Here is a 23,161-nt window from a genome sequence, read left to right as displayed (position 1 = left end):
ATAACAAAACCAAAAACTAATTGTGTATTAAACCCAGACTCGTATTAAGATTTATCATACATTTTAATTGGCATGCCATTTTCGTTTCGCAAAATCCTCTTTGGTTTGTTTCTTTCTAATTTCGCCTTCCATTCAGGCTTAACTACAATGAAGTAATAGACAATAAACCCTAGCCAAGATAAGAAAAATGACATTAAAAACCAAATGACTTTATTATTGCCTGAAGTTTTCCTAGAAATAAGAGCGAGCACCCAAGGTAGGACATTCATAACAAAAAACAACAGCAGAAACACAATGAAGTAAGACACACCCATATAAATCTCCTTTTGATCCAGCATCATCATCCATTACCTTATTATAACCATAAAAAAGGCGCTTAAAAGCGCCTTTTCTTTGTTAGAACTTATTCGTCCAAGAAGGATTTTAATGACTCTGACCGACTTGGATGTCTTAATTTGCGTAACGCCTTGGCTTCAATTTGACGAATCCGCTCACGGGTAACATCGAACTGTTTACCCACTTCTTCCAAAGTATGGTCGGTGTTCATATCAATACCGAAACGCATACGCAGTACTTTAGCTTCACGAGCTGTTAAGCCTGCAAGCACTTCTTGGGTTGCATTCTTCAAGCTGTTGCCAGTAGCAGAATCTAGAGGTTGTGTAATAGTCACATCCTCTATAAAGTCACCAAGATGCGAATCTTCATCATCACCAATGGGCGTTTCCATTGAAATTGGCTCTTTCGCAATTTTTAACACCTTACGGATCTTATCTTCTGGCATTACCATGCGTTCTGACAATTCTTCTGGCGTAGGTTCACGACCCATTTCTTGCAACATTTGACGCGAGATTCTATTCAGCTTGTTGATTGTTTCAATCATATGCACCGGAATACGAATCGTACGTGCTTGGTCCGCAATAGAGCGCGTAATCGCCTGACGAATCCACCATGTAGCATAAGTTGAGAACTTATAACCACGACGGTATTCAAATTTATCTACCGCTTTCATCAAACCGATATTACCTTCTTGAATCAGATCCAAGAATTGTAATCCACGGTTGGTGTACTTTTTCGCGATTGAAATTACCAAACGCAAGTTAGCTTCAACCATTTCTTTCTTAGCACGTCGAGCTTTGGCTTCACCGATAGACATGCGACGGTTGATGTCTTTGATATCATGAATGTTTAAGCCAGTTTCTTGCTCAACCGTATTCATTTTACTGATGCAACGCTCGATTTCTTCTCTGTACTCATTCAGTTTATCTATGTAAGGAGCATCAGACTCTAGCGCTTCAAATAACCAATCAGTCACAGTTTCGTTGCCAGCAAACTTATGAATAAAGTCTTTCTTCGGCATCTTAGCTTTAACAACACAGAATTTCATAACAAGACGTTCTTGAATACGAACTCTGTCCATCATATCGCGCATGTTTTTAACCATGCGGTCAAATTGCTTTGGTACTAATCTGAATTCTTTAAACACATCGCTTAGTGATGCGATTTGTTTTTTCGCATCAGCGTGAGCTCGGCCTTTTTGCTCGATAACGGCTCTGGCTTTGGTGTATTGCTCTCTTAATTCTGCGAATTTTTCACGCGCAAGTTCAGGATCAACACTGTTGTCATCCTCTTCTTCATCGTCTTCGTCACTACCATCATCATCTTCATCATCAAGATCATCATCGGATAGTTCAGAACCAATGTGCGTTGCTGTTGGCGCTACATCTTCTTCGTTAGGATCAACGAAGCCTAATATGATGTCACTCAAGCGGATTTCTTCCGCTTCATACAGATCCCACTGATCAAGCAGATAAGTAATGGCTTCAGGATATTCTGCAACAGAACATTGCACCTGATTGATACCATCTTCAATTCGTTTGGCGATCTCAATCTCGCCTTCTCTGGTAAGAAGTTCCACTGTCCCCATTTCACGCATGTACATACGTACTGGGTCAGTAGTTCTACCTATTTCACTTTCTACCGTTGCTAATGCCTGGGCAGCAGCTTCTGCAACATCTTCATCCGTGGTAGATTCTTGCATTAATAGTTCGTCTGAATCGGGTGCCGATTCAAACACTTGAATACCCATATCGTTTATCATGCGAATGATATCTTCGATCTGATCCGAATCGACGATATCTGCAGGTAAGTGATCATTCACTTCAGAAAAAGTTAAATAACCTTGTTCTTTGCCTTTGGCAATCAGGAGTTTAATCTGGGATTGCTTGCTCTGCACAGTATACCTTACACGTTGTTATGACATTTGAAGAAAACGTCAAATTTGCTCTCAATTCGAGTCTGCTACTTGGTTGACTTTTCAGTCAGTTAGCACTCGTACTACCACCTTTCAGCGAATTAGACAGTATAGCATAAAGGATGGTTAAAATTCCACCTAAATTATAGGTTAGTCTTTCTACATTCTTTACTCAAATTTTGCTCAAAAAAAGCATTCACTGGATTTTACAATTGGGACTTTTTCCGAATTAACAAGGCCAGTTCTTGAGATTGCGCTTCACTAAGACCGGTGTTTTTCTCTAATTGGTACAATTCATTTAATCTAGAATCAAAATATTGCCGCAATAGGGTCTTAAAACAGGCGACGTATTCAGTTTCGACATTTATGTTGTCTTGTAATTCGATAGATAATAATTTGCCCAATGCGTTCCCTAATGGGTGTTCTCTAAATGACTCTAGCATGACCGCTGTCGTGGCTTTAGGGTGTCTGATACAGTACTGATATACTTCTTGCAACATACGCATACCGGTACTTTGGTCCTCAGCAAAGGCTTCCAATTTTACTTTGGGGACACGGGTCGGAAGATCTGGACTATCCAACAATAAGCGGAGCATCAAACGCACGGGGGATAGTTTCATGTCGACTTTCTGATAGTTGGTATCATTGGGTTTTTGGTATTGTTTTGCCTTTTTGACATCTAAAGACTGCTTAAAACGATGACCGTCGCCGCATATCTCATTCAATTGCGACATCAACATATCTTTTTGATTCTCACCGATGACTTGTTGTATCAAGGGTTCTGCTTCAGCTTTCAAGCTGGCTTTTCCTTCAATACTTTTAACTGAATGACGGGCCAACATAGTGCTAAATAAGAATTTTGATAGCGGCATAGCCTCTTGAATACGCTGTTCAAAAGCCTCTTTGCCTTCTTTACGTACCATGGTATCCGGGTCTTCACCGTCGGGGAGAAAAAGAAACTTCATTACCACGCCATCTTTCAGATAGGCCAAAGCGTTTTCTAATGCTCGCCAAGCAGCGTCTTTACCAGCTCTATCTCCATCGTAACAACACACAATCTCATTGGTCGACTTAAACATCGTCTGTATATGCTCTGGCGTTGTTGCTGTTCCCAAAGCAGCTACTGCATAATTTATCTCAAATTGCGAAAGCGCTACTACATCCATATAACCTTCGACCACTAATAAACGATCAAGGTGACGATTAGCTTGTCGTGCTTGATACAAGCCATAAAGTTCATAGCCTTTATGGAAAATTCTAGTCTCTGGAGAGTTTAAATATTTGGGGCCGTCGCCTTCGATTATTCGACCACCAAAGGCAATGGTTCGTCCGCGTTTATCTAAAATTGGGAACATTAAACGGTGACGGAAAAAGTCATACCGTCTTTTGTTATCATTTTCATTGATGAGCTTTAATGCAAGCAGTTGTTTTTGTTGCTCAGCTTGACTGCCAAATTGGGTCAGTACAGCATCCCATTCATCGGGTGCATAACCAATACCCCAATGTTTGACGATTTCACCAGATAATCCACGGCCTTTTAAATAGTCAATCACCTGTTGGCTATTGGCATTGGACTTTAATTGTTGGGCATAAAATCGAGCGACATTATCCATTAATTGATAATCGGATTCTCGTTCAGACTTCGAGCGTTGAGGTATACTAGGTGTATTGCCTTGTTCTCTAGGCACTTCCATGCCCAGTTGCCCAGCCAGCTCTTCGACTGCCTCGACAAACTCTAGTCTGTCGTAATCCATTAGAAAGCCGATGACATTGCCTTTGGCACCACAACCAAAACAGTAAAAAAATTGTTTTTCTTGGCTAACGCTAAATGATGGAGTTTTTTCCGAATGAAATGGGCAACAGGCCTGATAATTACGGCCTGCTTTTTTTAATTTTACACGACTGTCGATTACGTCAACAATATCTGCACGCGCGACTAAGTCTTCGATAAAATCTTTAGGGATACGCCCAGCCATTTGGCCAATCCTTGTATTTAGCTAAGTTGACCTTTAATCATGCCACTGACTTTGCCCATGTCGGCGCGGCCTTGCAATTGTGGTTTTACCTTACCCATCACTTTGCCCATATCACGGATATTATCGGCACCTGTGTCAGCAATAGCTTTTTCTACTATGGCTTTGATTTCGTCGTCGCTTAGTTGTTCAGGTAAAAACTTTTGTAATACTTCAATTTCAGCTTTTTCCTGATCGGCTAAATCTTGACGATTACCTTTTTCAAATTGGGTAGCGGCTTCCTGACGTTGCTTTATTAGTTTAGTCAGTATTTGCAATACATCTTCATCAGTCACTTCAACACGTTCGTCTACTTCTTTTTGTTTGACTGCGGCCAATGCCATACGAAGTGTTCCTAATGTAAGTTTGTCCTTAGCGCGCATGGCATCTTTTTGCGCGTCTTTAAGTTGTAGTAACAACGACATCTATTTTTCCCTCGTGTTGGTTTTTCTTGTTTTAGATATTTTGGCACAAAAAAAGGCGCCGATGGACGCCTTTTTCTGAAAATTGTTCGGTGAGTGCTTAGTAAAGCTTCACGCGACGTGCATTTTCACGCGCCAATTTTTTCATGTGACGTTTTTTAGCCGCAGCTTTCTTACGCTTACGTTCCCACGTAGGTTTTTCGAAGAACTCACGACGACGAACTTCAGAAAGTACGCCTGCTTTTTCACATGAACGTTTGAATCTTCTTAGTGCGACGTCAAACGGTTCGTTATCTTTTACTTTAACAATTGGCATTAATTAATCACCTCAAGAAATTAAATCAACCGGGTATTTCTGAGCGTTAATTTAATTACCCGGGCTAAAAAATGGTGCGAAATAGTACTCCTTTACAAATCGTTTGTAAAGGACAAAAACAGAATAAAGTCTAAAAATAGCTTGCTCTGACTAATGTATTTTGCGGTATCATTGCCAAGCATTGTAACAGAGTAAATATATTAACGCATTAAACTATTGGGGATTAGATGAAAGTTTTGGGGATTGAAACATCTTGTGATGAGACAGGAATCGCCGTTTACGACAGTGATCAGGGATTAATATCACAAGAACTTTATAGCCAAATTAAACTTCATGCAGACTATGGTGGTGTGGTGCCAGAATTAGCATCCAGAGATCATGTTCGTAAAATTGTGCCTTTGGTTAAGCGAACACTTGAAAAAGCCAAGATTGCTAAATCTGATATACAAGGTATTGCATACACTAGAGGCCCAGGTCTTATCGGCGCCTTACTAGTAGGTTCATCCATGGCCCGAGCTTTGGCCTATGCGTGGCAAGTGCCTATGATAGGTGTACACCATATGGAAGGTCATTTATTGGCACCTATGCTCGATGAAAATCCTCCTCAATTTCCCTTTGTTGCGCTTTTGGTATCAGGCGGGCATTCAATGCTGGTAGAGGTAAAAGGTATTGGTCAATATAAAGTACTGGGTGAATCTGTTGATGACGCCGCAGGGGAGGCTTTTGACAAAACTGCGAAATTACTGGGTTTGGATTACCCTGGTGGCCCGATGTTGGCTAAGTTAGCTGAACAGGGAGAAGCAGGTATTTATAAGTTTCCGCGTCCAATGACAGATAGACCAGGCTTGGATTTCAGTTTTAGTGGATTAAAGACCTTTGCCGCTAATACCATTCGCGATTCCCAGCAAGATCATCAAAGTAAAGCTAATATTGCGCTGGCTTTCGAGCAAGCCATAGTGGATACCTTATTAATTAAATGTCGCCGAGCATTAAAGCAAACCGGTTTGAAACGTCTAGTTATGGCGGGTGGAGTGGCTGCGAATAAACGATTACGCGCTACTTTTGAAGCTGCGAGCAAAAAAGAAGGTTTTGAAGTTGCTTATCCAAGCTTTGAATACTGCACCGATAATGGCGCTATGATTGCCTATGTGGGGTGTCAACGATTAGTTGCAGGTGAAACCACAGAACTAGATTGTCGTTCTCTGCCAAGGTGGCCACTGGAAGATCTAAAGCCTATTTGAATACTCAATTATTAAGATTTTGGTGTAAAGCGAGATTCTTGGCCTTTTAAAAGACGTAACAAGTTACCTCTGTGTTTCGCTAAGATTAAAATAGTCAGCATCAACACGGATAAGGTAAATTGCGGTTTGTATAAATAGGTCGCAATAGGCGCGACTATTACGGTTATTATAGCCGCCAAAGAGGAATAACGGGTTAGCCTAGCGACTATGACCCAAGTACTTAATAATACTACCGCCAAAGGCCAGCCCATTGGCAACATTGCGCCTAATGCTGTAGCAACCGCTTTGCCCCCTTTAAATCCAAAGAATAAGGGATACATGTGGCCCAAACATGCACTTATTGCAACTAGCCCTAACGACCAATCAGGAATACCTGCCAAAAAAGCGCCATAAGTGGGGATGGCACCTTTTAAAACATCGAAAAACAATACCAAGGCCGCAGGAATTTTTCCCGCTACTCGAAGCACATTAGTGGTTCCTGGATTTTTTGAGCCTTGGGTGCGTGGATCAGGTTTGCCAAATAATTTGCAAACGAGTACTGCACTGGAGATAGAGCCAGCGAGATATGCCATCAGAATGAAAAAAACAATCCATGTTGTCATATACTTGCAATAGCCAATTAGTTACACTAACGCGCAAGAGTACTAAACTGATTAATCAATTTCCAGCCTATATTGCACTGGTTTTGGATGTTCTTAGATTTATGAAAGATTCCGTTTTTATTAAAGGCTTAGAGTTGCGTTCTTTGATTGGTGTGTATGAATTTGAACGTCATTCACCGCAACGAGTAATTGTAGATCTCGAATTAGCAGCAGATCTTAGTCTGGCAGGTAAATCAGATAAGGTGGAAGACACTATAGATTATGGTGCAGTCGCAGAAAAGCTGGGTGAAATCGCGACTAAAAGTAAATTTTTACTGTTAGAGGCCCTTGGCGAAGCAATGAGTGAGGCGCTTTTTGACAATTTCAATATTAGCCAATTAACGCTTACCTTAAACAAACCCGATATAATAGCTAACGCGGAAGGCGTAGGTATTACGATTCGAAGATCGAAAAACTGAATGTCGCATAAAATATTTATCAGCGTAGGCTCTAACGTTAATAAAGCAGAAAATACGCGCAAAGGCATCGCCATGCTAAGTCAGCATTTTGATGGTATTCAGTGTTCACCTGTATATGAAAGTGAAGCCGTGGGTTTTACCGGAGAAAGCTTTTTTAATTTGGTGGTTTTAGCCTATACCGATTTAAATATAGCGCAGGTAGTAACTAGACTGAAAAAGATTGAATCTATGTGCGGACGAACCCGCAATAGTGCAAAATTTTCCGATCGAACACTGGATTTAGATTTACTCACCTTTGATGATGTAATTTGTCAATCGCCTGTAGTTCTGCCGAGAGAAGAAATTTTATACAATGCTTTTGTACTAAAGCCCCTAGCGGATTTAGCACCTGATGTCCATCACCCTTTGGCTAATCAGAGCTATAAGATGTTGTGGAGTAAATTTAACGATGCCAAGCAAAAACTATGGCAAATAGATGTTTCATGGAGTGAATTAAAACAATGACCCTGTTTGAAATTATTATTTTAGCAATTATTCAAGGTCTAACGGAATTTTTGCCAATATCGAGTTCTGCGCACTTAATTTTACCGGCTGAAATTTTAGGCTGGCACAATCAAGGCTTAGCTTTTGATGTAGCTGTTCATGTGGGTAGCCTGTTAGCTGTTATGATTTACTTTAGGCAAGACATAGTTCGTTTAACTATAGCTTGGTTCGGTCAAGGGTTTACTAAGCAACAATCAACAGATAGCAAATTAGCTTGGTGGGTGATTTTGGGTACTATTCCGGCCGGATTGTTTGGTTTTTTGATGAAAGACTGGATTGAAGTAAATGCGCGCTCTGCGCTGGTTATTGCGATCACCACAATCGTCTTTGGTTTGTTGTTATGGTACGCCGATGCAAAAGCGAAACGAGTGAAAGAAATCAAGCATATAGGCTTAAAAGAAACTATTATCATTGGTTTATCCCAAGCATTGGCAATTATTCCCGGTACTTCGCGCTCAGGTATCACCATGACAGCCGGTTTAATGATGGGGTTAACTCGGGAAGCATGCGCCCGTTTTTCTTTCCTATTATCGATACCCATTATTTTAGCCGCTGGGCTATTTTCAACCCTAGACTTGCTGAAAGCAGACGTTGGTGTGGACTGGACAGCGTTATTGTATGGCGCGGGTTTTTCTTTTGTCGCTGCATACACTTGTATTTATTTATTTTTAAGTTGGATTTCAAAAATTGGAATGCTGCCTTTTGTTATTTACCGGCTTGCACTGGGCGCTATACTGCTGTTTTTCGTGTTTGGTTAACCAAAGGAGAAAAAAATGTCTGAAACTATCTTCACAAAAATTATAAATAAAGAGATTCCTGCCGATATATTATTTGAAGATGATCGTGTGCTCGCATTTAAGGACATCAATCCACAGGCACCGATACATTTCTTGGTAATTCCTAAAACACCTATTGCTACTACGAATGATATTGGTGTAGAAGACGAAGCGGTTGTTGGGTATATGCATCGTGTAGCATCGAAAATTTGTTATGATTTGGGTGTTGCTGAACAAGGATTTAGGACAGTCATGAACTGTAATAATGACGGTGGACAGACCGTGTACCACATTCATTTGCATGTTTTAGCTGGCAAGCCACTAGGATGGCCGCCTTACCAGGATAGACTAAAGGTTGAATAGTTTTTTATAGCATTTCAACATAGATATTTTAAACTTATCGTGGAATCAGCTTGGAAACACCGAGTTTGGAAAAATCGCGTAAAATCTAGTGAATGAAAAGGCGCTTACATGTCAACACAGAATGCATTGCTCACTATACTTGTCGAGAAAATCAACAACGATACCTTAGTGTTACCTACCTTACCTGCAATTGCGCTTAAAGTGCGTAAAGCGGCAGATGACCCTAATATCAACCTGAACGGAATGGCGGATGTTGTGGGACAAGATCCTTCGTTAAGTGCAAGAATGATTAAGATCAGTAATAGTGCTTACCTTGGAAGAACAGTTAAAGTAACCTCAACTACTCAAGCGGTGACCCGTATTGGTTTAGCGCAAGTGAAAAATATTGCGACGGCACTAGCCATGGAGCAACTTTTTGTTTCTAAAAATGAAGTTGTGAAAAAATACATGGCAGCTAAGTGGGACCAAATCGTTGATATAGTCGCTAACGCTATGGCGGCGATGATCTTATATCAACGTAAAACTAAAGATAAAAGCATGAGCCTAGATACTATGACGCTTTGTGCTCTGGTTGCAGATATTGGTGCGTTACCGGTATTAACTGAAGCTGAAAGACACGACAGTGTATTTGCTAACCCTACCTTTTTAGATGTTGCAATTGATAAATTAGCGGGGCGCATTGGCGGTAGCATCATGCGTCAATGGCAATTTAACGATGTTTTCATTGAGTCAGCGGAACATTGGCGTAACTTTGAATACAGCACGCCAAAAATCAGCTACTTAGATTTTTTAAGAATAGGTGGTGCTTTAGTAGGTGCAATCGAAGATGCGGATGATGTACTAACTACCGAGCAAAAACGCGGCGCATTTGATGATATTGAAGAATTTCAATCTGACGAATTTATTGAACTAAGAGATAACGCTAAGGCTATTTTTGCTTAAAAATAGCGCGTCTTCTTAAAGTTATTGCAAAAAGCCCAGAATTTTCATCTGGGCTTTTTTGTAAGTCATAGCTATTGAATGCCGAATCAATCTTGTTCGGCAAAAATAGTTTTAAGTGCTTGGATAAAATCTGCGATTTCAGCACAGAATAGCGCAAAGTCTGCGTCAAACTTAGCGGCTACTTCATCCTTAGGGATATCTTCGTTTTCTTGCATAACTAAATCCGTAAATTTTAGTCGCTTTATACTCAAATCTTCTGCAAGTACACAGGTTAAACGCTCTTTGAAGCTAAGGGCGATTTTTTCCACTAATTTACCCGCTTGAATATGGGCTAGAACTTCATCAGCATCTAAGTCTTGTTTTTTCACTCGCACAATGGCGCCATCATCGGCAGTTGACTTAAATTCTGCTTCATCTAAGAGTTCGAAACCTTCAGGTGCATCATGTTTTAACCAATCGGTTAAAATGTGTTGTTGCTGTGATTTCACAAAAGGCACTACTGGCAAAGAGCCAAGACACTTGCGTAAACAAGCTAAAATCACTTCCGCGGCTTTGTCACTGCTGGCATCCACAATCACAAGTTGCTCTGTCAGTAAAATAATGGCGTTAGTCTTAGCAGACTTAGTAAAAGCTCTAGGTAATAATTGCTGAATAATATCTTCTTTAAGATCTTTTTGGGCTTTTTTACCAACAGGTGATCCTGTTTCTAATTCAATTTTAGCGACGCGTTCGCTCAATTCAGCATTAACCACGCTGGCTGGCAATATTCTTTCTTGACGTTTTAAAGTCACTGCTACTGCGTCATTAGCAGCGTGAAATAAGAGTTCGCCGTTGGGCACAGGATTTACAAAGCCCATTGATTGAGATTCTTGGCTTCCGCAGGGTTTGAACTGCATTTGTTCCAACTGACTTTGCAAGGTATCAGTATTTAGAGAAAAATCTTGGGTGAATTTATATATTTTTACGTTTTTAAACCACATAGATCGTCATTAGGTTGTTAAAAATAGGCGCGAGAGATTATCAATCCTTAGCCGTACTTACAAACCGTATTTAGTACGGTTTTGCAATTTTTTTGTCATAAAACTGAAAAAACAAGGAGATAACTTGACATCTTTTGTGCAATGTTTCATAAAACTGTCACAGATCACTCTAATAATACGGTCGGTTTTAAATATGACACGAGTGAAAAAAATGTCGCGTACTATTTTGTTAGTTGAAGACGAAGCCCCTATCAGAGACATGCTAAGTTTTGTGTTAGAGCAGGCGGGTTTTACAGTTGAAGAAGCTGAAGATTATGATGTTGGCTTAGATAAGATTAAAGAACCTTATCCCGATTTAATTTTGTTAGATTGGATGTTACCAGGAGGTAGCGGCGTTCAATTAGCTAAAAAACTCAAACAACATGATATTGCCAAAGACATTCCCGTTATAATGTTAACGGCGCGCAGTGAAGAAGACGATAAAATCCGAGGCTTAGAAGCTGGCGCTGATGATTACGTTACAAAGCCATTTTCGCCGAAAGAATTACTCGCGCGAATCAAAGCAGTAATGCGCCGGGTAACGCCAACGTCTAAGGAAGAACCGATAGAATTTGATGGGCTTATTTTAGAGCCTGTTTCCCATCGAGTATCAAGCAATGGTGATGCTGTGGATATGGGCCCAACTGAATTTAAGTTATTGCACTTTTTTATGACCCATCCAGAACGTGTTTATAGCCGAGAGCAACTGCTAGATAACGTTTGGGGCACTAATGTGTATGTAGAAGATCGTACCGTGGATGTGCATATTCGACGTTTGCGAAAGGCGATATCTAAACATCAACATGATGCGATGATTCAAACCGTGCGTGGTTCTGGTTATAGATTTTCGACCAAACTCTAATGTGAATTTCCACTAGGTAACTCTATGTATTATCCTCAATCTTGGTCACGAACGGCTAAGCGCTTTTGCGTTTACATCTTCGTGAGCCTGTTGATTGGGCTATACATAGATAATATTACCCTTGCGTTATTAATTGCGTTAGCCGTTTTGTTATTGGTGAACTATGTGCATCTATATCGACTTACCAAGTGGCTTTGGCAAAGTCGCACTATGTCGCCACCCAGCGCACCTGGCATATGGCATCACATATACGAAGGGGTTTACCATTTACAACGACGAAATCGTAACAAACGCAAAAATTTAGGCCAATTGGTAAAACGTTTTCGAGAAGGTTCTGAGGCTTTGCCAGATGCTGTTGTGGTCATTGACAGCAATGCTAGAATTATATGGTGTAATCGTAACGCTAGAATTGAATTAGGCTTACGATGGCCTGATGACAACGGGCGACGGATTGATAATCTGATCCGAAATCCTGAGTTTGTCGAATATTTGGAAGCTGGGAATTTTCAATATCCAATCGAAATTCCTGCCCCTACCAACCCCTTTAAAACCTTTGAATATCGTATGATGCAATACGGTGAAGACCAGTTATTGTTGATTGTGCGAGACGTATCCCGAGTGTCTCATTTAGAAGAAATGCGTAAAGATTTTGTGGCCAATGTGTCCCACGAATTAAAAACGCCTTTGACTGTAATCAATGGTTATTTAGAAGTGCTTGAATCTAGCGTTGAAGATACCCAACCTATAGTGCAAAAAGCGATTTCTGAAATGGGTGCACAATCTCAAAGAATGCGCGCCTTGATTGAAGATTTGTTGATACTTTCTCGTATTGAGTCCAGTTCTGAACGTATTTTTGAGAAAGTGATTGATATGCCTTCTATGTTTAAACAATTAAATGCAGAAGCAGCCGCTTTAAATAAAGACAAGCAACATAAAATCGAATTTAATATTGACCAAGACTTGTGTGTCTATGGGGTAGAAACAGAACTTCGAAGTGCATGTTCAAATTTGATATTTAATGCAATTCACTACACTCCAAATCAAGGCCATATTCAAGTGATATGGAAACGGCGTGCCAATGGCGCTTATTTTGCGGTTATCGATAATGGTGAAGGCATTGAAGATAAGCACTTAAGACGACTTACAGAGCGCTTTTATCGGGTAGATAAAGCCAGAAGTCGTAAAACGGGTGGATCTGGATTAGGCCTCTCTATTGTAAAGCACGTACTTCATCATCATAATGCTAACTTTGAAATTGAAAGTACTTTAGGGAAGGGAAGCGAGTTTTCCTTTGTTTTACCTCAAGAACTTGTGGCTGAGAATAACAATTAAGCTATGTCTAACCCAAGCCTAGCCTGGATGAAAATCGGATTTTTTTGCTGCACGCTGTTTCTGGTTGCAACTAGTAATGGGCAACAATCTGATACTGTCACTTTACCCGAAGATTATAAAAATACGCCTGGGGTATTTGGTAGTGTGACTTCCATCGGTTCTGATACCTTGGCAAATTTAATGGCGATTTGGGCTGACCAGTTTCAACAATACTACCCCCACGTAAAATTTCAAATGCAAGCCACGGGTTCTGCAACCGCCTCTCAGGCACTTACTCAAGGAACAGCCAGTATTGGTCCTATGAGTCGCGCCTTAACAGAAGTGGAAATCGATCGTTTTATTCGCCAATATGGTTATCCACCCACAGCCCTTATCGTTGCTATTGATGCCATAAGTATATACACCGAACGCAGCAACCCTATTGAAAGGCTTACCATTGCGCAAGTAGATGCAATATTTTCGGCAACTCGATTTTGCGGGTATCGCGAGTCTATAGTGAGTTGGGAGCAACTTGGGGTGAAAAAATTTGGCGCTCATCGCCAAATTCAAATCTTTGGTCGAAATTCAGCGTCCGGAACTTACGACCTATTTAAAAAACTTGCTCTCTGTGGCGGCGATTATGCGGTAACTACCAATGAAATGCCTTCATCTTCGTCTATCGTGCAGTCTGTGGCTGCTAGTATAGGTGGCATAGGTTACGCCGCTTTGGGACCGCAAAACCGAAATGTGAAGCCTATCGCGATAAGCCAAGATGGAGAAAACTACTACCTACCTAATGCCAAAGACATTAATGCCAACCATTATCCATTTACCCGCTTTTTATACATAGTGGTTAACAAACCACCAGAACAACCTCTACCAACCCTCGAAGATACCTTCTTACGCTTTGTTTTATCAGCAGAAGGGCAGTCTTTAGTAAGCTCTACAAACTACTATCCAGTAACCGGTCGAGCACTTGAACGACAACTTAGACTTTTGTCTGGTAATTTAAAATAAACATATAAATCAATAGGTTAAAGTTTTGTGTGAAACTTTTGTGACAGTAAACTAATGTAACAATTCTGTCACTTTACTGCGATAGGATTTTGGCGTTTTTGTATTAACGACCAATCTCATCGGAGAATCGAATGAAACTTAACGGACTTTTTAAAGTATCAGCACTAGCTGCAACAATCACACTAGCAGCATGTGGTGGTGATATTAATATTTCAGAAGGCGATATTATCGATAACAGTGATAATAGCGTAACAAATAACGGTGGCGGCCAAACGCCAACAACTCCAGATGACACTAAACCAGGTGAATCTAACAGCTTCCTTTCAAGTGAAGTTTCAACTGCTCTTGGTCAATCTGTGGAAGTACGCACGCTTTCTGGTCGACTAGTCGCCGATGACACAAACAATGGTGTAATTCGTTTAACTAACGACACTGTTTGGGCGCTAGAAGGTCCGGTTTTTGTTGGTAATGACAAAGCTGATAGCGTTGTATTAGAAATTGAAGAGGGCACCATCATTTTCGGTAGCCGCGGTGCCGACTACTTAGTAGTTAGCCGTGATTCGCAGATCGAAGCGGAAGGTACAGCAAACAGTCCAATCATAATGACTTCTTACAACGATGTTATTGGTGATGAAGTATCTGCAGGCCAATGGGGTGGTTTAGTTATCCTAGGTAACGCTCCATCTACTAAATGCCCAACTGACGGTTCTACATGTTCACTTCAAGTTGAAGGTGTTCAAGAAGGTGCAGTATTTGGCGGCACAGATAGCGCTGATGATTCAGGTATTTTGCGTTATTTCGTAATTAAGTACGCTGGTTTTGAGATTGCACCAGACAACGAACTTAACGGTATCACTTTTGGTGGTGTAGGTTCTGGTACTGAAGTTGATTATGTACAAGTACATGCTAATGCTGACGACGGTGTAGAATTCTTCGGTGGCTCTGTAAACGCTAAACACCTTGTTTTAACTTCTATTCAAGACGATTCTGTAGACTGGGATAACGGCTATAACGGTAAGTTGCAATATGTTTATATTGAACATGCTGCTGATAGCTCAGACGCAAACCGCGGTATTGAAGGTGATGGTGACGGTGGTGACGGCACAAACTTCTCTCTACCTATGGTTGCAAACATTACCATCATTGGTAACGAATTCGACGGTGAAGACGATTCTGAAGGTGTTTTACTTCGTGACCAAACGGGTGCACGCATCATGAACATGCTAATCACTGGTCCTGAAGGTATGGGCGAGTGTTTAGAAATGGATACTGATGATACTGTTCAAGGTAACCTAACTAACGGTGGTATCACGATTTCAAACTCTGTTATCTCTTGTTCAGAACCGTTTAACTTTGGCAATGATGTTGTTAACTTAGAAACTTGGTTCACTACTGATCAAGATGGCAACCAATTAATTGCGTTTGAAAACCGTGCAAACCTAGGTCTTAACCAAGACGGTACGCTAACGGCTCAAAGTACACTTCGCACAGCTGGTGGTAATCCATCTACCTTAGATTCTTTCTTCGATACTAACGAATTTGTGGGTGCTGTGGGTGCTGATGATTGGAGACAAGGTTGGGCATTTGGTTTTGGTGGCGCTACAATTGAAGTTGTACAATCACAATCAGGCTGTCCTTCAGGTACTACTACAATCCCTTCAGTTGACGGTTCAACTAACACTTGTCAGATTTCAGGTCGCATTACCTCAAATCTTCGTTTAACTGCAGGCAACCATTATGCTCTTGATGGCGCAGTATTTGTTGGTGGCGATAATGAAAATAGCGCAACATTAACAGTTGATCCAGGTGTTGTAGTTTATGGCGCTTCTGGTAATGACTATCTAGTGGTAAGCCGTGGTTCACGCATTGTTGCAGACGGTACTTCAAGTAACCCTATAACTTTTACATCTCGTGACCACGTTGCGAATGGTGTTGAAGCTGGATTGGCAAATGGTGCAGCAGGTCAATGGGGCGGCATGATCTTGTTAGGTAACGCGCCTTCAACTAAATGTCCTACCGACGGTTCTGCTTGTTCACTTCAAGTGGAAGGTGCGCAAGAAGGTGCTGTATTTGGTGGAACTGATACTGAAGATAACTCTGGTACACTTCGCTATGTACGCGTTATGCACGGCGGTTTCGAAATCGCACCGGATAATGAACTTAACGGTATCACTTTTGGTGGTGTTGGTTCGGGCACCCTTATTGAATATCTTCAAGTGCACAAAAATGCTGACGATGGTGTTGAATTCTTCGGCGGTAACGTAAATGCTAAATACCTAGTTTTAACCGGTATTCAAGATGACTCAGTTGACTGGGACAACGGTTACGTAGGTAAGTTACAATTCGTGCTAGTTAAACATGCTGAAGATAACTCAGATGCTAACCGTGGTATTGAAGGTGACGGTGATGGCGGTTCTGGTACTGCATTCTCTAACCCACTAGTGGCAAATATGACCATTATCGGAAACACCTATGATGGTACAGATGATTCTGAGGGTGTGTTATTGCGTGACCAAACCAATGCTCAGTTGTTTAACTTTGTTATCACTGGTCCTACTGGAATGGGTGAGTGTTTCGAACTTGACTTAGTTGACGACGCTACATTATTAGCCAATGTTGATGGTACTAACGCTAACGGTTTAAGATTTGAAAACTCAGTCATTTCTTGTGGTGAAGCGGTGAGAGATTCAGCTGGTTTTGATACTACTGCTTGGGTAGCTGCTCAACCAAACACCACTATCTTTACAGATGGAACAGCGGTAGTTGATGGTTACTTCACTACTGATGCAACGCCTTCAGCTGATTTAACAGCTGTTGATAGCTTCTTTACAGACGTTGACTTTATCGGTGCTGTTAAAGGTGCAGATGATGATTGGACGGCCGGCTGGACTGTAGGTCTTTAAATCGGCGCGAGCCTTAGATAAAGTGCGCTGCAGTTATTGCAGCGCACTTTGTTGTAAAAAAGTAAAATTAAATTTAAAGATCAACAGGTAAAGAGGGTAGTTATGTATAAGCCTGACAATAGGTTTCCACTAAAGCAACTAAGTCTAGCAATGCTAGCTGCATTTAGTCTTATACCTTCTGTGCAAGCACAGGAAGACGAAGAAGTTATTGATGAAGTGGTGACCACTGGTACTCGTCTTAAAGGTACAGCTACAGCAGTATTAGAAGAGCGTAAGAATCAAGCTTTCGTTGCTGATATTTTAGGGGCCGAACAAATTTCAAGAACAGGTGACAGCGATGCTGCGGCAGCCCTTCGTCGTGTCACAGGTTTGACCTTGGTTGATGGCAAATTTATTTATGTTCGTGGTTTGGGTGAGCGTTATTCAAGTACGCAATTAAATGCGTCTTCTGTGCCTTCACCTGATCCAACAAGAAACGTAATTCCGTTAGATTTGTTCCCGTCTCAAATCATTGAAAGTTTATCTGTTCAAAAATCGTACTCTCCTTCAATGCCAGCATCTTTTGGTGGTGGTAATGTTGATATTCGCTTGAAAACTATACCGACAGATTTGATTCTGAATGTTGCAGTAGGTACAGGTTATAATTCTGAAAACTCGAGTAATGGGCTTGATTATAACGGCGGTGGTAATGACTGGAGAGGTCAAGATGACGGATCTAGAGCCGCTCCTTTAGCGATTCAAGAGCGATGGGCAAACAAGGATTTCTTGGATAATCTTGACCAAGATGTCGCTTTAGGCCTGTTTTCACAAGTGAAACGCGATTATGACCCGTTTGAAAAAAGCATAGGACCAGACGGTAAATTCGATTTTGCCTTTGGTAATAGCTATGACTTAGACAATAAATGGCGTTTAGGCTTTTTATTAACCACAGGTTATGACGCTAAGACTCAAGTGTCTGAAGAGTACGAATTACAACAAGCGGATAGGGTACAAGACGAAGTTGTGATTGTGCGCTTTTTCGATGAAGTGCGTTCAACAGAACGTTCGGTAAAATGGTCGACTTTGTTTAACACAGGGATTGACTATAATCGTAATCACACCGTTGATTACAGCGTAATTATGCTAAACGACACTCGTGATGAGATTAAAGAGCAATACGGTAACACCGAAAACTTATCTCAAGCGGAAGGTTTTAGAATACGTGATATCAGCACTGAGTATGAAGAAAGACGTTTATTTGTTAATCAGCTAAAAGGTATCCATACCTTTCCTGAGTTAAATTACTTAGGCTTTGATTGGCGTTATTCTGAAGGTCGTTCGTATCGTGATGCACCGGGCAATTTCGAAGCAAGGTTTGTTATTGAAGATGACAATGGCGATGGGATTTTTGATCGAGATAATGAGATCAGTTTAACCAATGCACCTACAGCAGGGCGTTATTCTTTCCAAATTCTACACGATAGAGTTGAGAACTTCGGCTACAACTTTACATTTCCTCTTATCGTTAGCGATTGGGAAATGGAATTTAAAGCCGGCGCTGATTTCTTAACAAAAGCCAGAACAGCAGAGAATCGCCGGTTTGATATAAGTACCCGTGCCTTTGCTGATAGTAGCTTATTAGAAGGTTCAGTGTTTGGTGACATTTTTAGTGATCAAGTGCTAGATACTGCAGATTTTAATCAAACTGCAGTGATTCGTGATACTACAATTGCAGGTGACGATTATGTTGCTGGCGTAAAAGTGGATGCTTACTATTTCGAAAGTGATTTCTTTTATGCTAACAAATGGCGTTTTACTGGTGGCGTTCGTTGGGAAGACTTCCGTCAGGCTGTTGTGCCTTTCGATCCTAGATCAAATCAGATTGATTTGCCGGATGAAGCTGACCGTAGTCAATTAGCTTTCCAAGAAGATGATTTCTATCCTGCAGTAGCTGTGACTTACTTCCTAAGTCAAGACATGCAATTTAGAGCTTCAATTGGTGAAACTGTAGTACGCCCTGATTTAAGGGAAGTGTCTTCAGCGACCTATATTGATCCATTAACGGATTTCCCAATTGCGGGTACGCCAGGTGTTAGAACTACCTCTGTTATCAACTATGATTTGCGTTGGGAATGGTATCGTGAAGCCGGAAACAACCTTTCAGTTGGTATATTCTACAAAGATATGGATTCGCCAATTGAATCAGTTCAGTCTCCAGCGCAGGATGGTCCGCCTTTGATTCGTATTGCCAATGCTGAATCTGGTGAAGTTTATGGTGTTGAAGTTGAATTTTTACAAGGATTGGAAATATTCGGTCAAGGCATCTGGGATAACATGTTTGTATCTGGCAACCTGACATTGAGTGATTCTGAAATTGTATTAGATCGCCAAAAGATTGTTGAGCAAACAGGTGTTTCAGCCGCCATTACCAATACCACTAGAAGGCTTACAGGTCATTCCGAATATGTAGCTAACATGCAAGTAGGTTTTGACTCAGACAATGGTGAACATTCTGCGTCTCTAGTTTATAACGTATTTGGTGATCGTATTCTAATCCCTGGTATTGATGGGTTTGATGATAGCTATGAAAAACCGTTTCATTCTTTGGATTTGGTTTATAAATTCTTCCCAGACTTTAATACAGTGGTAACATTTAAATGGCAGAATATGTTGAATCAAGATAAGGAATTGGAATTTGAAGATACCTTGCTGCGGTCGGAAACTCGCGGTATGGCCTTTAGTTTAACTTATCGATACGATTTTAATTAATCTTCTCCCATGTGATTAATCAACGCTATTTACCCAAAAGGTAAATAGCGTTTTTTTTATCAAGTGTTAGGTAGTACGACTATTCAGTTATTAAAAGCTGTCTAAAAACTCTCCGAATATGACATATTTGTTACCGTGTTTATTTCCTAAAGTTTTGTAATAAAACTGTCACAGAAAATTCCTATCCTCTGCTCGTCTAAATCTATATCTCAATATTAACATTCTAGGAATTTGTATGAAGGTGTTATCTACATTGGGGGCAATTGCTGTAGCGGGAACCTTATCGTTTTCAGCTTTGGCGCAGGAAGACCAGTATTTGGAGCCTGCAAAACAAGTTGCCACCGAAATTAATGAATCTGCTGCACAGTCACAGAAAACAATCGACAATATTGCTGGCCAGATCGACAGTAAACTCCAGCAATACAAAACATTGCTAAAAGAAATTGAAGGCTTAGAAGTTTATAACGGTCAACTTCGCAAACAAATTTCTAACCAAGAACAAGAGATGGTAGATCTGAATGACGCTATCGATGAAGTAAGTGTTATCGAGCGCCAGATCACACCATTAATGATAAACATGATCGACGGTTTAGAACAGTTTATCGCGTTAGACATGCCTTTCTTATCAGAAGAGCGTACCGACCGCATCACTGATCTTAAAGCACTAATGGAACAAGCAAACATTGCACCTTCTGAAAAATTCCGCCGCGTAATGGAAGCTTTCCAAATCGAAATGGATTATGGCAGAACAATTGAAGCCTACGCTGGTTTGCAACCAATTGATGGCGAACAAGTAGCGGTAGATTTTCTACGTATAGGTAGAACAGCTTTGCTTTATCAAACCCGTGATCAAAGCCGCCAAGGCGTTTGGAACAAGAGCACCCAACAATGGGAAGAATTAGACTCTAGTTACCGTACACAAGTAACTAAAGGTTTACGAATTGCTAAGAAACAACTTGCACCTGATTTATTAATGGTGCCAGTAGCAATTACTGACTAAGGGAAAAAAAGATGAAATCAACGTTTTATTCATTGGTCGGCAAAGCTGCAACTATTGCTGCTGCAGGTATCTTGTCTTTTGGTGTACTTGCGCAAGACAGCGACAAAGCATTAGATTTAGATGCTCTATTGAAGCAACTTGAAGAAGGTAAATTTGCTCAAACTCAGCAAAATAAACAACGTGAAGCAGACTTTGTTTCCCAGCGTGCTGAACAAGAAAGAATTTTAAGAGAAACCACCGCTAGACGTGATGCTTTATTGCGTCAATCTGAGCAGCTAGAAACACAATTCGAAGAAAATGAATTTAAATTAGCTGACTTAAACGGTGCTTTAGATAACCGACTTGGTTCACTTAAAGAATTGTTTGGTGTTCTACAGCAAGTTGCTGGTGACACTAAAAACAAATTCTACAACTCTGTGATTTCTGCTCAAATCCCTGGTCGTGCTGAATTTTTAGATGAAATGGCACAATCTATGGGCAATAGCTCTAAGTTAGCCTCAATTGAAGAGATTGAGCGCGTTTGGTTTGAAATCCAACGTGAAATGACTGAATCTGGAAAAGTAACCAAATTCACTGCAGAAGTTGTTGAAGCTGGTGGCTCTAAAGTAAATAAAGAAATTACTCGTGTAGGTCCTTTTGCTTTAGTCGCTAATGGCAAATATTTGGATTATGACAGTGTGACTGAAACTGTCGCTGAGTTAATTCGTCAGCCGCAACCAAGATTTTTAAGCTCAATTGAAGAGTTGGAAGCCTCTGATGGCGAGTTAGTGCAATTTGGCCTTGATCCTACTGGTGGTTCAATTCTTGGTTTATTAGTACAAGCACCGAGTTTAAAAGAGCGTGTAGAGCAAGGTGGTATTGTTGGATACATTATTCTGATTGTGGGCGCCATAGGTTTGGCTCTTGCCTTGGTTCGTTTGGTTGGCCTTTCTATTACCCAGCTTGGCGTAAATAAGCAACTTAAATCAGATGAGTTCAAAGACAGCAATCCACTAGGTCGTGTGATGCAAGTGCGTGACAAATATCCACATGCTGATACAGAGTCTTTAGAGCTACATTTAACGGAAGCTATTTTAGGCGAAGTACCTAAATTAGGGCGCTTCCTGACAATCATCAAGATTATTTCTGTAGTAGCACCGCTTATGGGGTTACTAGGTACTGTTACCGGTATGATTATCACCTTCCAACAAATTACTTTGTTCGGAACCGGTGACCCTAAATTAATGGCCGGTGGTATCTCAACTGCCTTGGTAACTACCGTTTTAGGTCTAGTTGTGGCAATTCCAATGACCTTACTTTACGCAATCTTAAACACGCGTAGTAAGAACATTGTATATGTATTGCAAGAACAAGCTGCTGGCGTTATTGCTGAGCGCGCTGAAAAAACAGCTAACCAATAAATAAAGGTTACACGATGATTGAGTTTTTAGAAGCAATTCGCGATTTTACAGAGACCGGTGGGACAGTACTTGTCTACATCGGTGTGCTGATATTCGTGATGTGGCTGCTCATCTTAGAACGTGTATTTTATGTCAATACCACACATCGTGCGTTTAAAAAGCACATTATTACTAGCTGGCTAGAACGAAAAGATCGTAAATCCTGGAATGCAGAACAAATTCGTTCTGCTTACATTTCACGAGTCAGCATAAGGTTAAATGCAGGTGTTCCAATTATCCAAGCGTTAGTCGCGCTTTGCCCATTACTGGGATTAATGGGAACGGTAACCGGTATGATTGAAGTATTTGATGTAATGGCAATGACAGGTTCAGGGAACGCTCGTTCAATGGCCTCTGGTGTATCCAAGGCAACTATACCAACGATGGCGGGTATGGTAGGCGCGTTATCCGGTGTGTTTGCTTCAACTTGGTTAGCAAGAGTATCCAAGACCGAGCGTATGCACTTAGAAGATGAATTACAGTTAGATCGCGACATTGGCTAATAGTCAGCAGTAAGGAATAATTATATGAAGCAACATTTTCAAAACTTAGTTGACGAAGAAGAAGCCACGATCGACATGACGCCCATGTTGGACGTTGTATTTATCATGCTTATCTTCTTTATCGTAACAGCCTCATTCGTAAAAGAAGCAGGTATAGACGTTAATAGACCTGATGCCGCTACTGCTGTTAAAAAAGATAGAGCGAGTATTTTGGTTGCGATCAGTGACAAAGGTGAAATCTGGATCAATAAACGTAAAGTAGATGCGCGCGCTGTACAGGCTAACATTGAACGTTTATACGCGGAAAACCCCCAAGGTACTGTGGTAATTCAAGCAGATAGAAAATCTACCACTGAAGTGTTAATCAAGGTTATGGATGCAGCCAGAGCTGCAGGCATCGAAGACGTATCTATAGCAGCACAAGAGCCTTAGG

The 23,161-nt window shown here is 40.9% G+C and carries 22 protein-coding genes; 15 read left to right on the top strand and 7 right to left on the bottom strand.

Annotated elements, in window-relative coordinates:
• Positions 1 to 44: 44 nt before the first annotated feature.
• The 5 genes from ACNKW3_RS06535 to rpsU form a co-directional block, all read right to left on the bottom strand.
• Positions 45 to 344 (bottom strand): hypothetical protein, encoded by a 300-nt coding sequence (locus ACNKW3_RS06535; RefSeq protein ID WP_427398475.1) that lies wholly within the window; start codon positions 342 to 344, stop codon positions 45 to 47.
• 59 nt (positions 345 to 403) lie between these two features.
• Positions 404 to 2,233, bottom strand: coding sequence for an RNA polymerase sigma factor RpoD (rpoD, locus tag ACNKW3_RS06530; RefSeq protein WP_427398474.1), 1,830 nt, complete (start codon positions 2,231 to 2,233; stop codon positions 404 to 406).
• Between the two features lie 224 nt (positions 2,234 to 2,457).
• The gene (dnaG, locus tag ACNKW3_RS06525; protein WP_427398473.1) at positions 2,458 to 4,227 is read right to left on the bottom strand and encodes a DNA primase; all 1,770 of its coding nucleotides are present in this window, start codon (positions 4,225 to 4,227) and stop codon (positions 2,458 to 2,460) included.
• Positions 4,228 to 4,244: 17 nt separating this feature from the next.
• A complete protein-coding gene (locus ACNKW3_RS06520) occupies positions 4,245 to 4,688 on the bottom strand; it encodes a GatB/YqeY domain-containing protein (protein WP_427398472.1) in 444 nt (147 codons plus the stop codon).
• A gap of 97 nt (positions 4,689 to 4,785) precedes the next feature.
• Entirely contained in the window at positions 4,786 to 5,001 is a 216-nt protein-coding gene (gene rpsU / locus ACNKW3_RS06515; RefSeq protein ID WP_427398471.1) for a 30S ribosomal protein S21, read from the bottom strand.
• A gap of 227 nt (positions 5,002 to 5,228) precedes the next feature.
• On the opposite strand from rpsU, the gene tsaD reads away from it, so the two are divergent.
• Positions 5,229 to 6,242, top strand: a complete 1,014-nt coding sequence (gene tsaD, locus ACNKW3_RS06510; protein WP_427398470.1) for a tRNA (adenosine(37)-N6)-threonylcarbamoyltransferase complex transferase subunit TsaD — start codon at positions 5,229 to 5,231, stop codon at positions 6,240 to 6,242.
• Between the two features lie 11 nt (positions 6,243 to 6,253).
• Here tsaD and plsY read toward each other — a convergent pair whose 3' ends face one another.
• Positions 6,254 to 6,844, bottom strand: a complete 591-nt coding sequence (plsY, locus tag ACNKW3_RS06505; RefSeq protein ID WP_427398469.1) for a glycerol-3-phosphate 1-O-acyltransferase PlsY — start codon at positions 6,842 to 6,844, stop codon at positions 6,254 to 6,256.
• A gap of 101 nt (positions 6,845 to 6,945) precedes the next feature.
• Here plsY and folB point away from each other — a divergent pair, with 101 nt between their 5' ends.
• From folB to ACNKW3_RS06480, 5 genes are all read left to right on the top strand, one after another.
• Positions 6,946 to 7,302 carry a dihydroneopterin aldolase gene (gene folB, locus ACNKW3_RS06500; RefSeq protein ID WP_427398468.1) on the top strand — a complete coding sequence of 119 codons (357 nt, stop codon included), beginning with the start codon at positions 6,946 to 6,948 and terminating at the stop codon, positions 7,300 to 7,302.
• Complete coding sequence (gene folK / locus ACNKW3_RS06495; protein ID WP_427398467.1) at positions 7,303 to 7,806, top strand: 2-amino-4-hydroxy-6-hydroxymethyldihydropteridine diphosphokinase; 504 nt, start codon at positions 7,303 to 7,305, stop codon at positions 7,804 to 7,806.
• Entirely contained in the window at positions 7,803 to 8,603 is an 801-nt protein-coding gene (locus ACNKW3_RS06490) for an undecaprenyl-diphosphate phosphatase (RefSeq protein WP_427398466.1), read from the top strand. Before folK ends, ACNKW3_RS06490 begins: the two co-directional genes overlap by 4 nt.
• A gap of 15 nt (positions 8,604 to 8,618) precedes the next feature.
• Entirely contained in the window at positions 8,619 to 8,984 is a 366-nt protein-coding gene (locus ACNKW3_RS06485) for a histidine triad nucleotide-binding protein (RefSeq protein ID WP_427398465.1), read from the top strand.
• A 108-nt stretch (positions 8,985 to 9,092) separates the two neighbouring features.
• Positions 9,093 to 9,926, top strand: coding sequence for an HDOD domain-containing protein (locus tag ACNKW3_RS06480; protein WP_427398464.1), 834 nt, complete (start codon positions 9,093 to 9,095; stop codon positions 9,924 to 9,926).
• Between the two features lie 86 nt (positions 9,927 to 10,012).
• Here ACNKW3_RS06480 and rdgC read toward each other — a convergent pair whose 3' ends face one another.
• Positions 10,013 to 10,906 (bottom strand): recombination-associated protein RdgC, encoded by an 894-nt coding sequence (gene rdgC, locus ACNKW3_RS06475; protein ID WP_427398463.1) that lies wholly within the window; start codon positions 10,904 to 10,906, stop codon positions 10,013 to 10,015.
• A gap of 211 nt (positions 10,907 to 11,117) precedes the next feature.
• Here rdgC and phoB point away from each other — a divergent pair, with 211 nt between their 5' ends.
• The 9 genes from phoB (at position 11,118) to ACNKW3_RS06430 (ending at position 23,160) form a co-directional block, all read left to right on the top strand.
• Positions 11,118 to 11,807: a phosphate regulon transcriptional regulator PhoB gene (gene phoB, locus ACNKW3_RS06470; protein WP_427398462.1), complete on the top strand. Its 690-nt coding sequence runs from the start codon at positions 11,118 to 11,120 to the stop codon at positions 11,805 to 11,807.
• Positions 11,808 to 11,831: 24 nt separating this feature from the next.
• Positions 11,832 to 13,139, top strand: coding sequence for a phosphate regulon sensor histidine kinase PhoR (gene phoR, locus ACNKW3_RS06465; RefSeq protein ID WP_427398461.1), 1,308 nt, complete (start codon positions 11,832 to 11,834; stop codon positions 13,137 to 13,139).
• A gap of 3 nt (positions 13,140 to 13,142) precedes the next feature.
• A complete protein-coding gene (locus ACNKW3_RS06460) occupies positions 13,143 to 14,135 on the top strand; it encodes a PstS family phosphate ABC transporter substrate-binding protein (protein ID WP_427398460.1) in 993 nt (330 codons plus the stop codon).
• Positions 14,136 to 14,266: 131 nt separating this feature from the next.
• Positions 14,267 to 17,038, top strand: a complete 2,772-nt coding sequence (locus ACNKW3_RS06455; RefSeq protein ID WP_427398459.1) for a hypothetical protein — start codon at positions 14,267 to 14,269, stop codon at positions 17,036 to 17,038.
• A gap of 102 nt (positions 17,039 to 17,140) precedes the next feature.
• Positions 17,141 to 19,786, top strand: a complete 2,646-nt coding sequence (locus tag ACNKW3_RS06450; protein ID WP_427398458.1) for a TonB-dependent receptor domain-containing protein — start codon at positions 17,141 to 17,143, stop codon at positions 19,784 to 19,786.
• Positions 19,787 to 20,021: 235 nt separating this feature from the next.
• Positions 20,022 to 20,786, top strand: a complete 765-nt coding sequence (locus ACNKW3_RS06445) for a DUF3450 domain-containing protein (protein WP_427398457.1) — start codon at positions 20,022 to 20,024, stop codon at positions 20,784 to 20,786.
• 11 nt (positions 20,787 to 20,797) lie between these two features.
• Entirely contained in the window at positions 20,798 to 22,186 is a 1,389-nt protein-coding gene (locus ACNKW3_RS06440) for a MotA/TolQ/ExbB proton channel family protein (RefSeq protein ID WP_427398456.1), read from the top strand.
• 14 nt (positions 22,187 to 22,200) lie between these two features.
• Positions 22,201 to 22,728 carry a MotA/TolQ/ExbB proton channel family protein gene (locus ACNKW3_RS06435; RefSeq protein WP_427398455.1) on the top strand — a complete coding sequence of 176 codons (528 nt, stop codon included), beginning with the start codon at positions 22,201 to 22,203 and terminating at the stop codon, positions 22,726 to 22,728.
• A 24-nt stretch (positions 22,729 to 22,752) separates the two neighbouring features.
• Positions 22,753 to 23,160, top strand: coding sequence for an ExbD/TolR family protein (locus tag ACNKW3_RS06430; RefSeq protein WP_427398454.1), 408 nt, complete (start codon positions 22,753 to 22,755; stop codon positions 23,158 to 23,160).
• The last annotated feature ends 1 nt before the right edge of the window (position 23,161 follow it).

This window comes from Glaciecola sp. 1036 (genome assembly GCF_050306235.1).
Lineage (GTDB): Bacteria > Pseudomonadota > Gammaproteobacteria > Enterobacterales > Alteromonadaceae > Glaciecola.
The sequence above is the reverse complement of the archived record's forward strand: the minus strand, read 5'-3'. Positions and strand labels throughout refer to the sequence as shown.

Bases quoted from the DNA above. Each gene is read 5' to 3' on its own strand.
- ACNKW3_RS06435 (WP_427398455.1), top strand. From the start codon at position 22,201: ATGATTGAGTTTTTAGAAGCAATTCGCGATTTTACAGAGACCGGTGGG.
- phoR (WP_427398461.1), top strand. From the start codon at position 11,832: ATGTATTATCCTCAATCTTGGTCACGAACGGCTAAGCGCTTTTGCGTT.
- dnaG (WP_427398473.1), bottom strand. From the start codon at position 4,227: ATGGCTGGGCGTATCCCTAAAGATTTTATCGAAGACTTAGTCGCGCGT.
- ACNKW3_RS06445 (WP_427398457.1), top strand. From the start codon at position 20,022: ATGAAGGTGTTATCTACATTGGGGGCAATTGCTGTAGCGGGAACCTTA.
- ACNKW3_RS06455 (WP_427398459.1), top strand. From the start codon at position 14,267: ATGAAACTTAACGGACTTTTTAAAGTATCAGCACTAGCTGCAACAATC.
- rdgC (WP_427398463.1), bottom strand. From the start codon at position 10,906: ATGTGGTTTAAAAACGTAAAAATATATAAATTCACCCAAGATTTTTCT.
- plsY (WP_427398469.1), bottom strand. From the start codon at position 6,844: ATGACAACATGGATTGTTTTTTTCATTCTGATGGCATATCTCGCTGGC.
- ACNKW3_RS06440 (WP_427398456.1), top strand. From the start codon at position 20,798: ATGAAATCAACGTTTTATTCATTGGTCGGCAAAGCTGCAACTATTGCT.
- ACNKW3_RS06460 (WP_427398460.1), top strand. From the start codon at position 13,143: ATGTCTAACCCAAGCCTAGCCTGGATGAAAATCGGATTTTTTTGCTGC.
- ACNKW3_RS06535 (WP_427398475.1), bottom strand. From the start codon at position 344: ATGATGATGCTGGATCAAAAGGAGATTTATATGGGTGTGTCTTACTTC.
- folB (WP_427398468.1), top strand. From the start codon at position 6,946: ATGAAAGATTCCGTTTTTATTAAAGGCTTAGAGTTGCGTTCTTTGATT.
- ACNKW3_RS06450 (WP_427398458.1), top strand. From the start codon at position 17,141: ATGTATAAGCCTGACAATAGGTTTCCACTAAAGCAACTAAGTCTAGCA.
- folK (WP_427398467.1), top strand. From the start codon at position 7,303: ATGTCGCATAAAATATTTATCAGCGTAGGCTCTAACGTTAATAAAGCA.
- ACNKW3_RS06490 (WP_427398466.1), top strand. From the start codon at position 7,803: ATGACCCTGTTTGAAATTATTATTTTAGCAATTATTCAAGGTCTAACG.
- tsaD (WP_427398470.1), top strand. From the start codon at position 5,229: ATGAAAGTTTTGGGGATTGAAACATCTTGTGATGAGACAGGAATCGCC.
- ACNKW3_RS06430 (WP_427398454.1), top strand. From the start codon at position 22,753: ATGAAGCAACATTTTCAAAACTTAGTTGACGAAGAAGAAGCCACGATC.
- ACNKW3_RS06480 (WP_427398464.1), top strand. From the start codon at position 9,093: ATGTCAACACAGAATGCATTGCTCACTATACTTGTCGAGAAAATCAAC.
- phoB (WP_427398462.1), top strand. From the start codon at position 11,118: ATGTCGCGTACTATTTTGTTAGTTGAAGACGAAGCCCCTATCAGAGAC.
- ACNKW3_RS06485 (WP_427398465.1), top strand. From the start codon at position 8,619: ATGTCTGAAACTATCTTCACAAAAATTATAAATAAAGAGATTCCTGCC.
- rpsU (WP_427398471.1), bottom strand. From the start codon at position 5,001: ATGCCAATTGTTAAAGTAAAAGATAACGAACCGTTTGACGTCGCACTA.
- ACNKW3_RS06520 (WP_427398472.1), bottom strand. From the start codon at position 4,688: ATGTCGTTGTTACTACAACTTAAAGACGCGCAAAAAGATGCCATGCGC.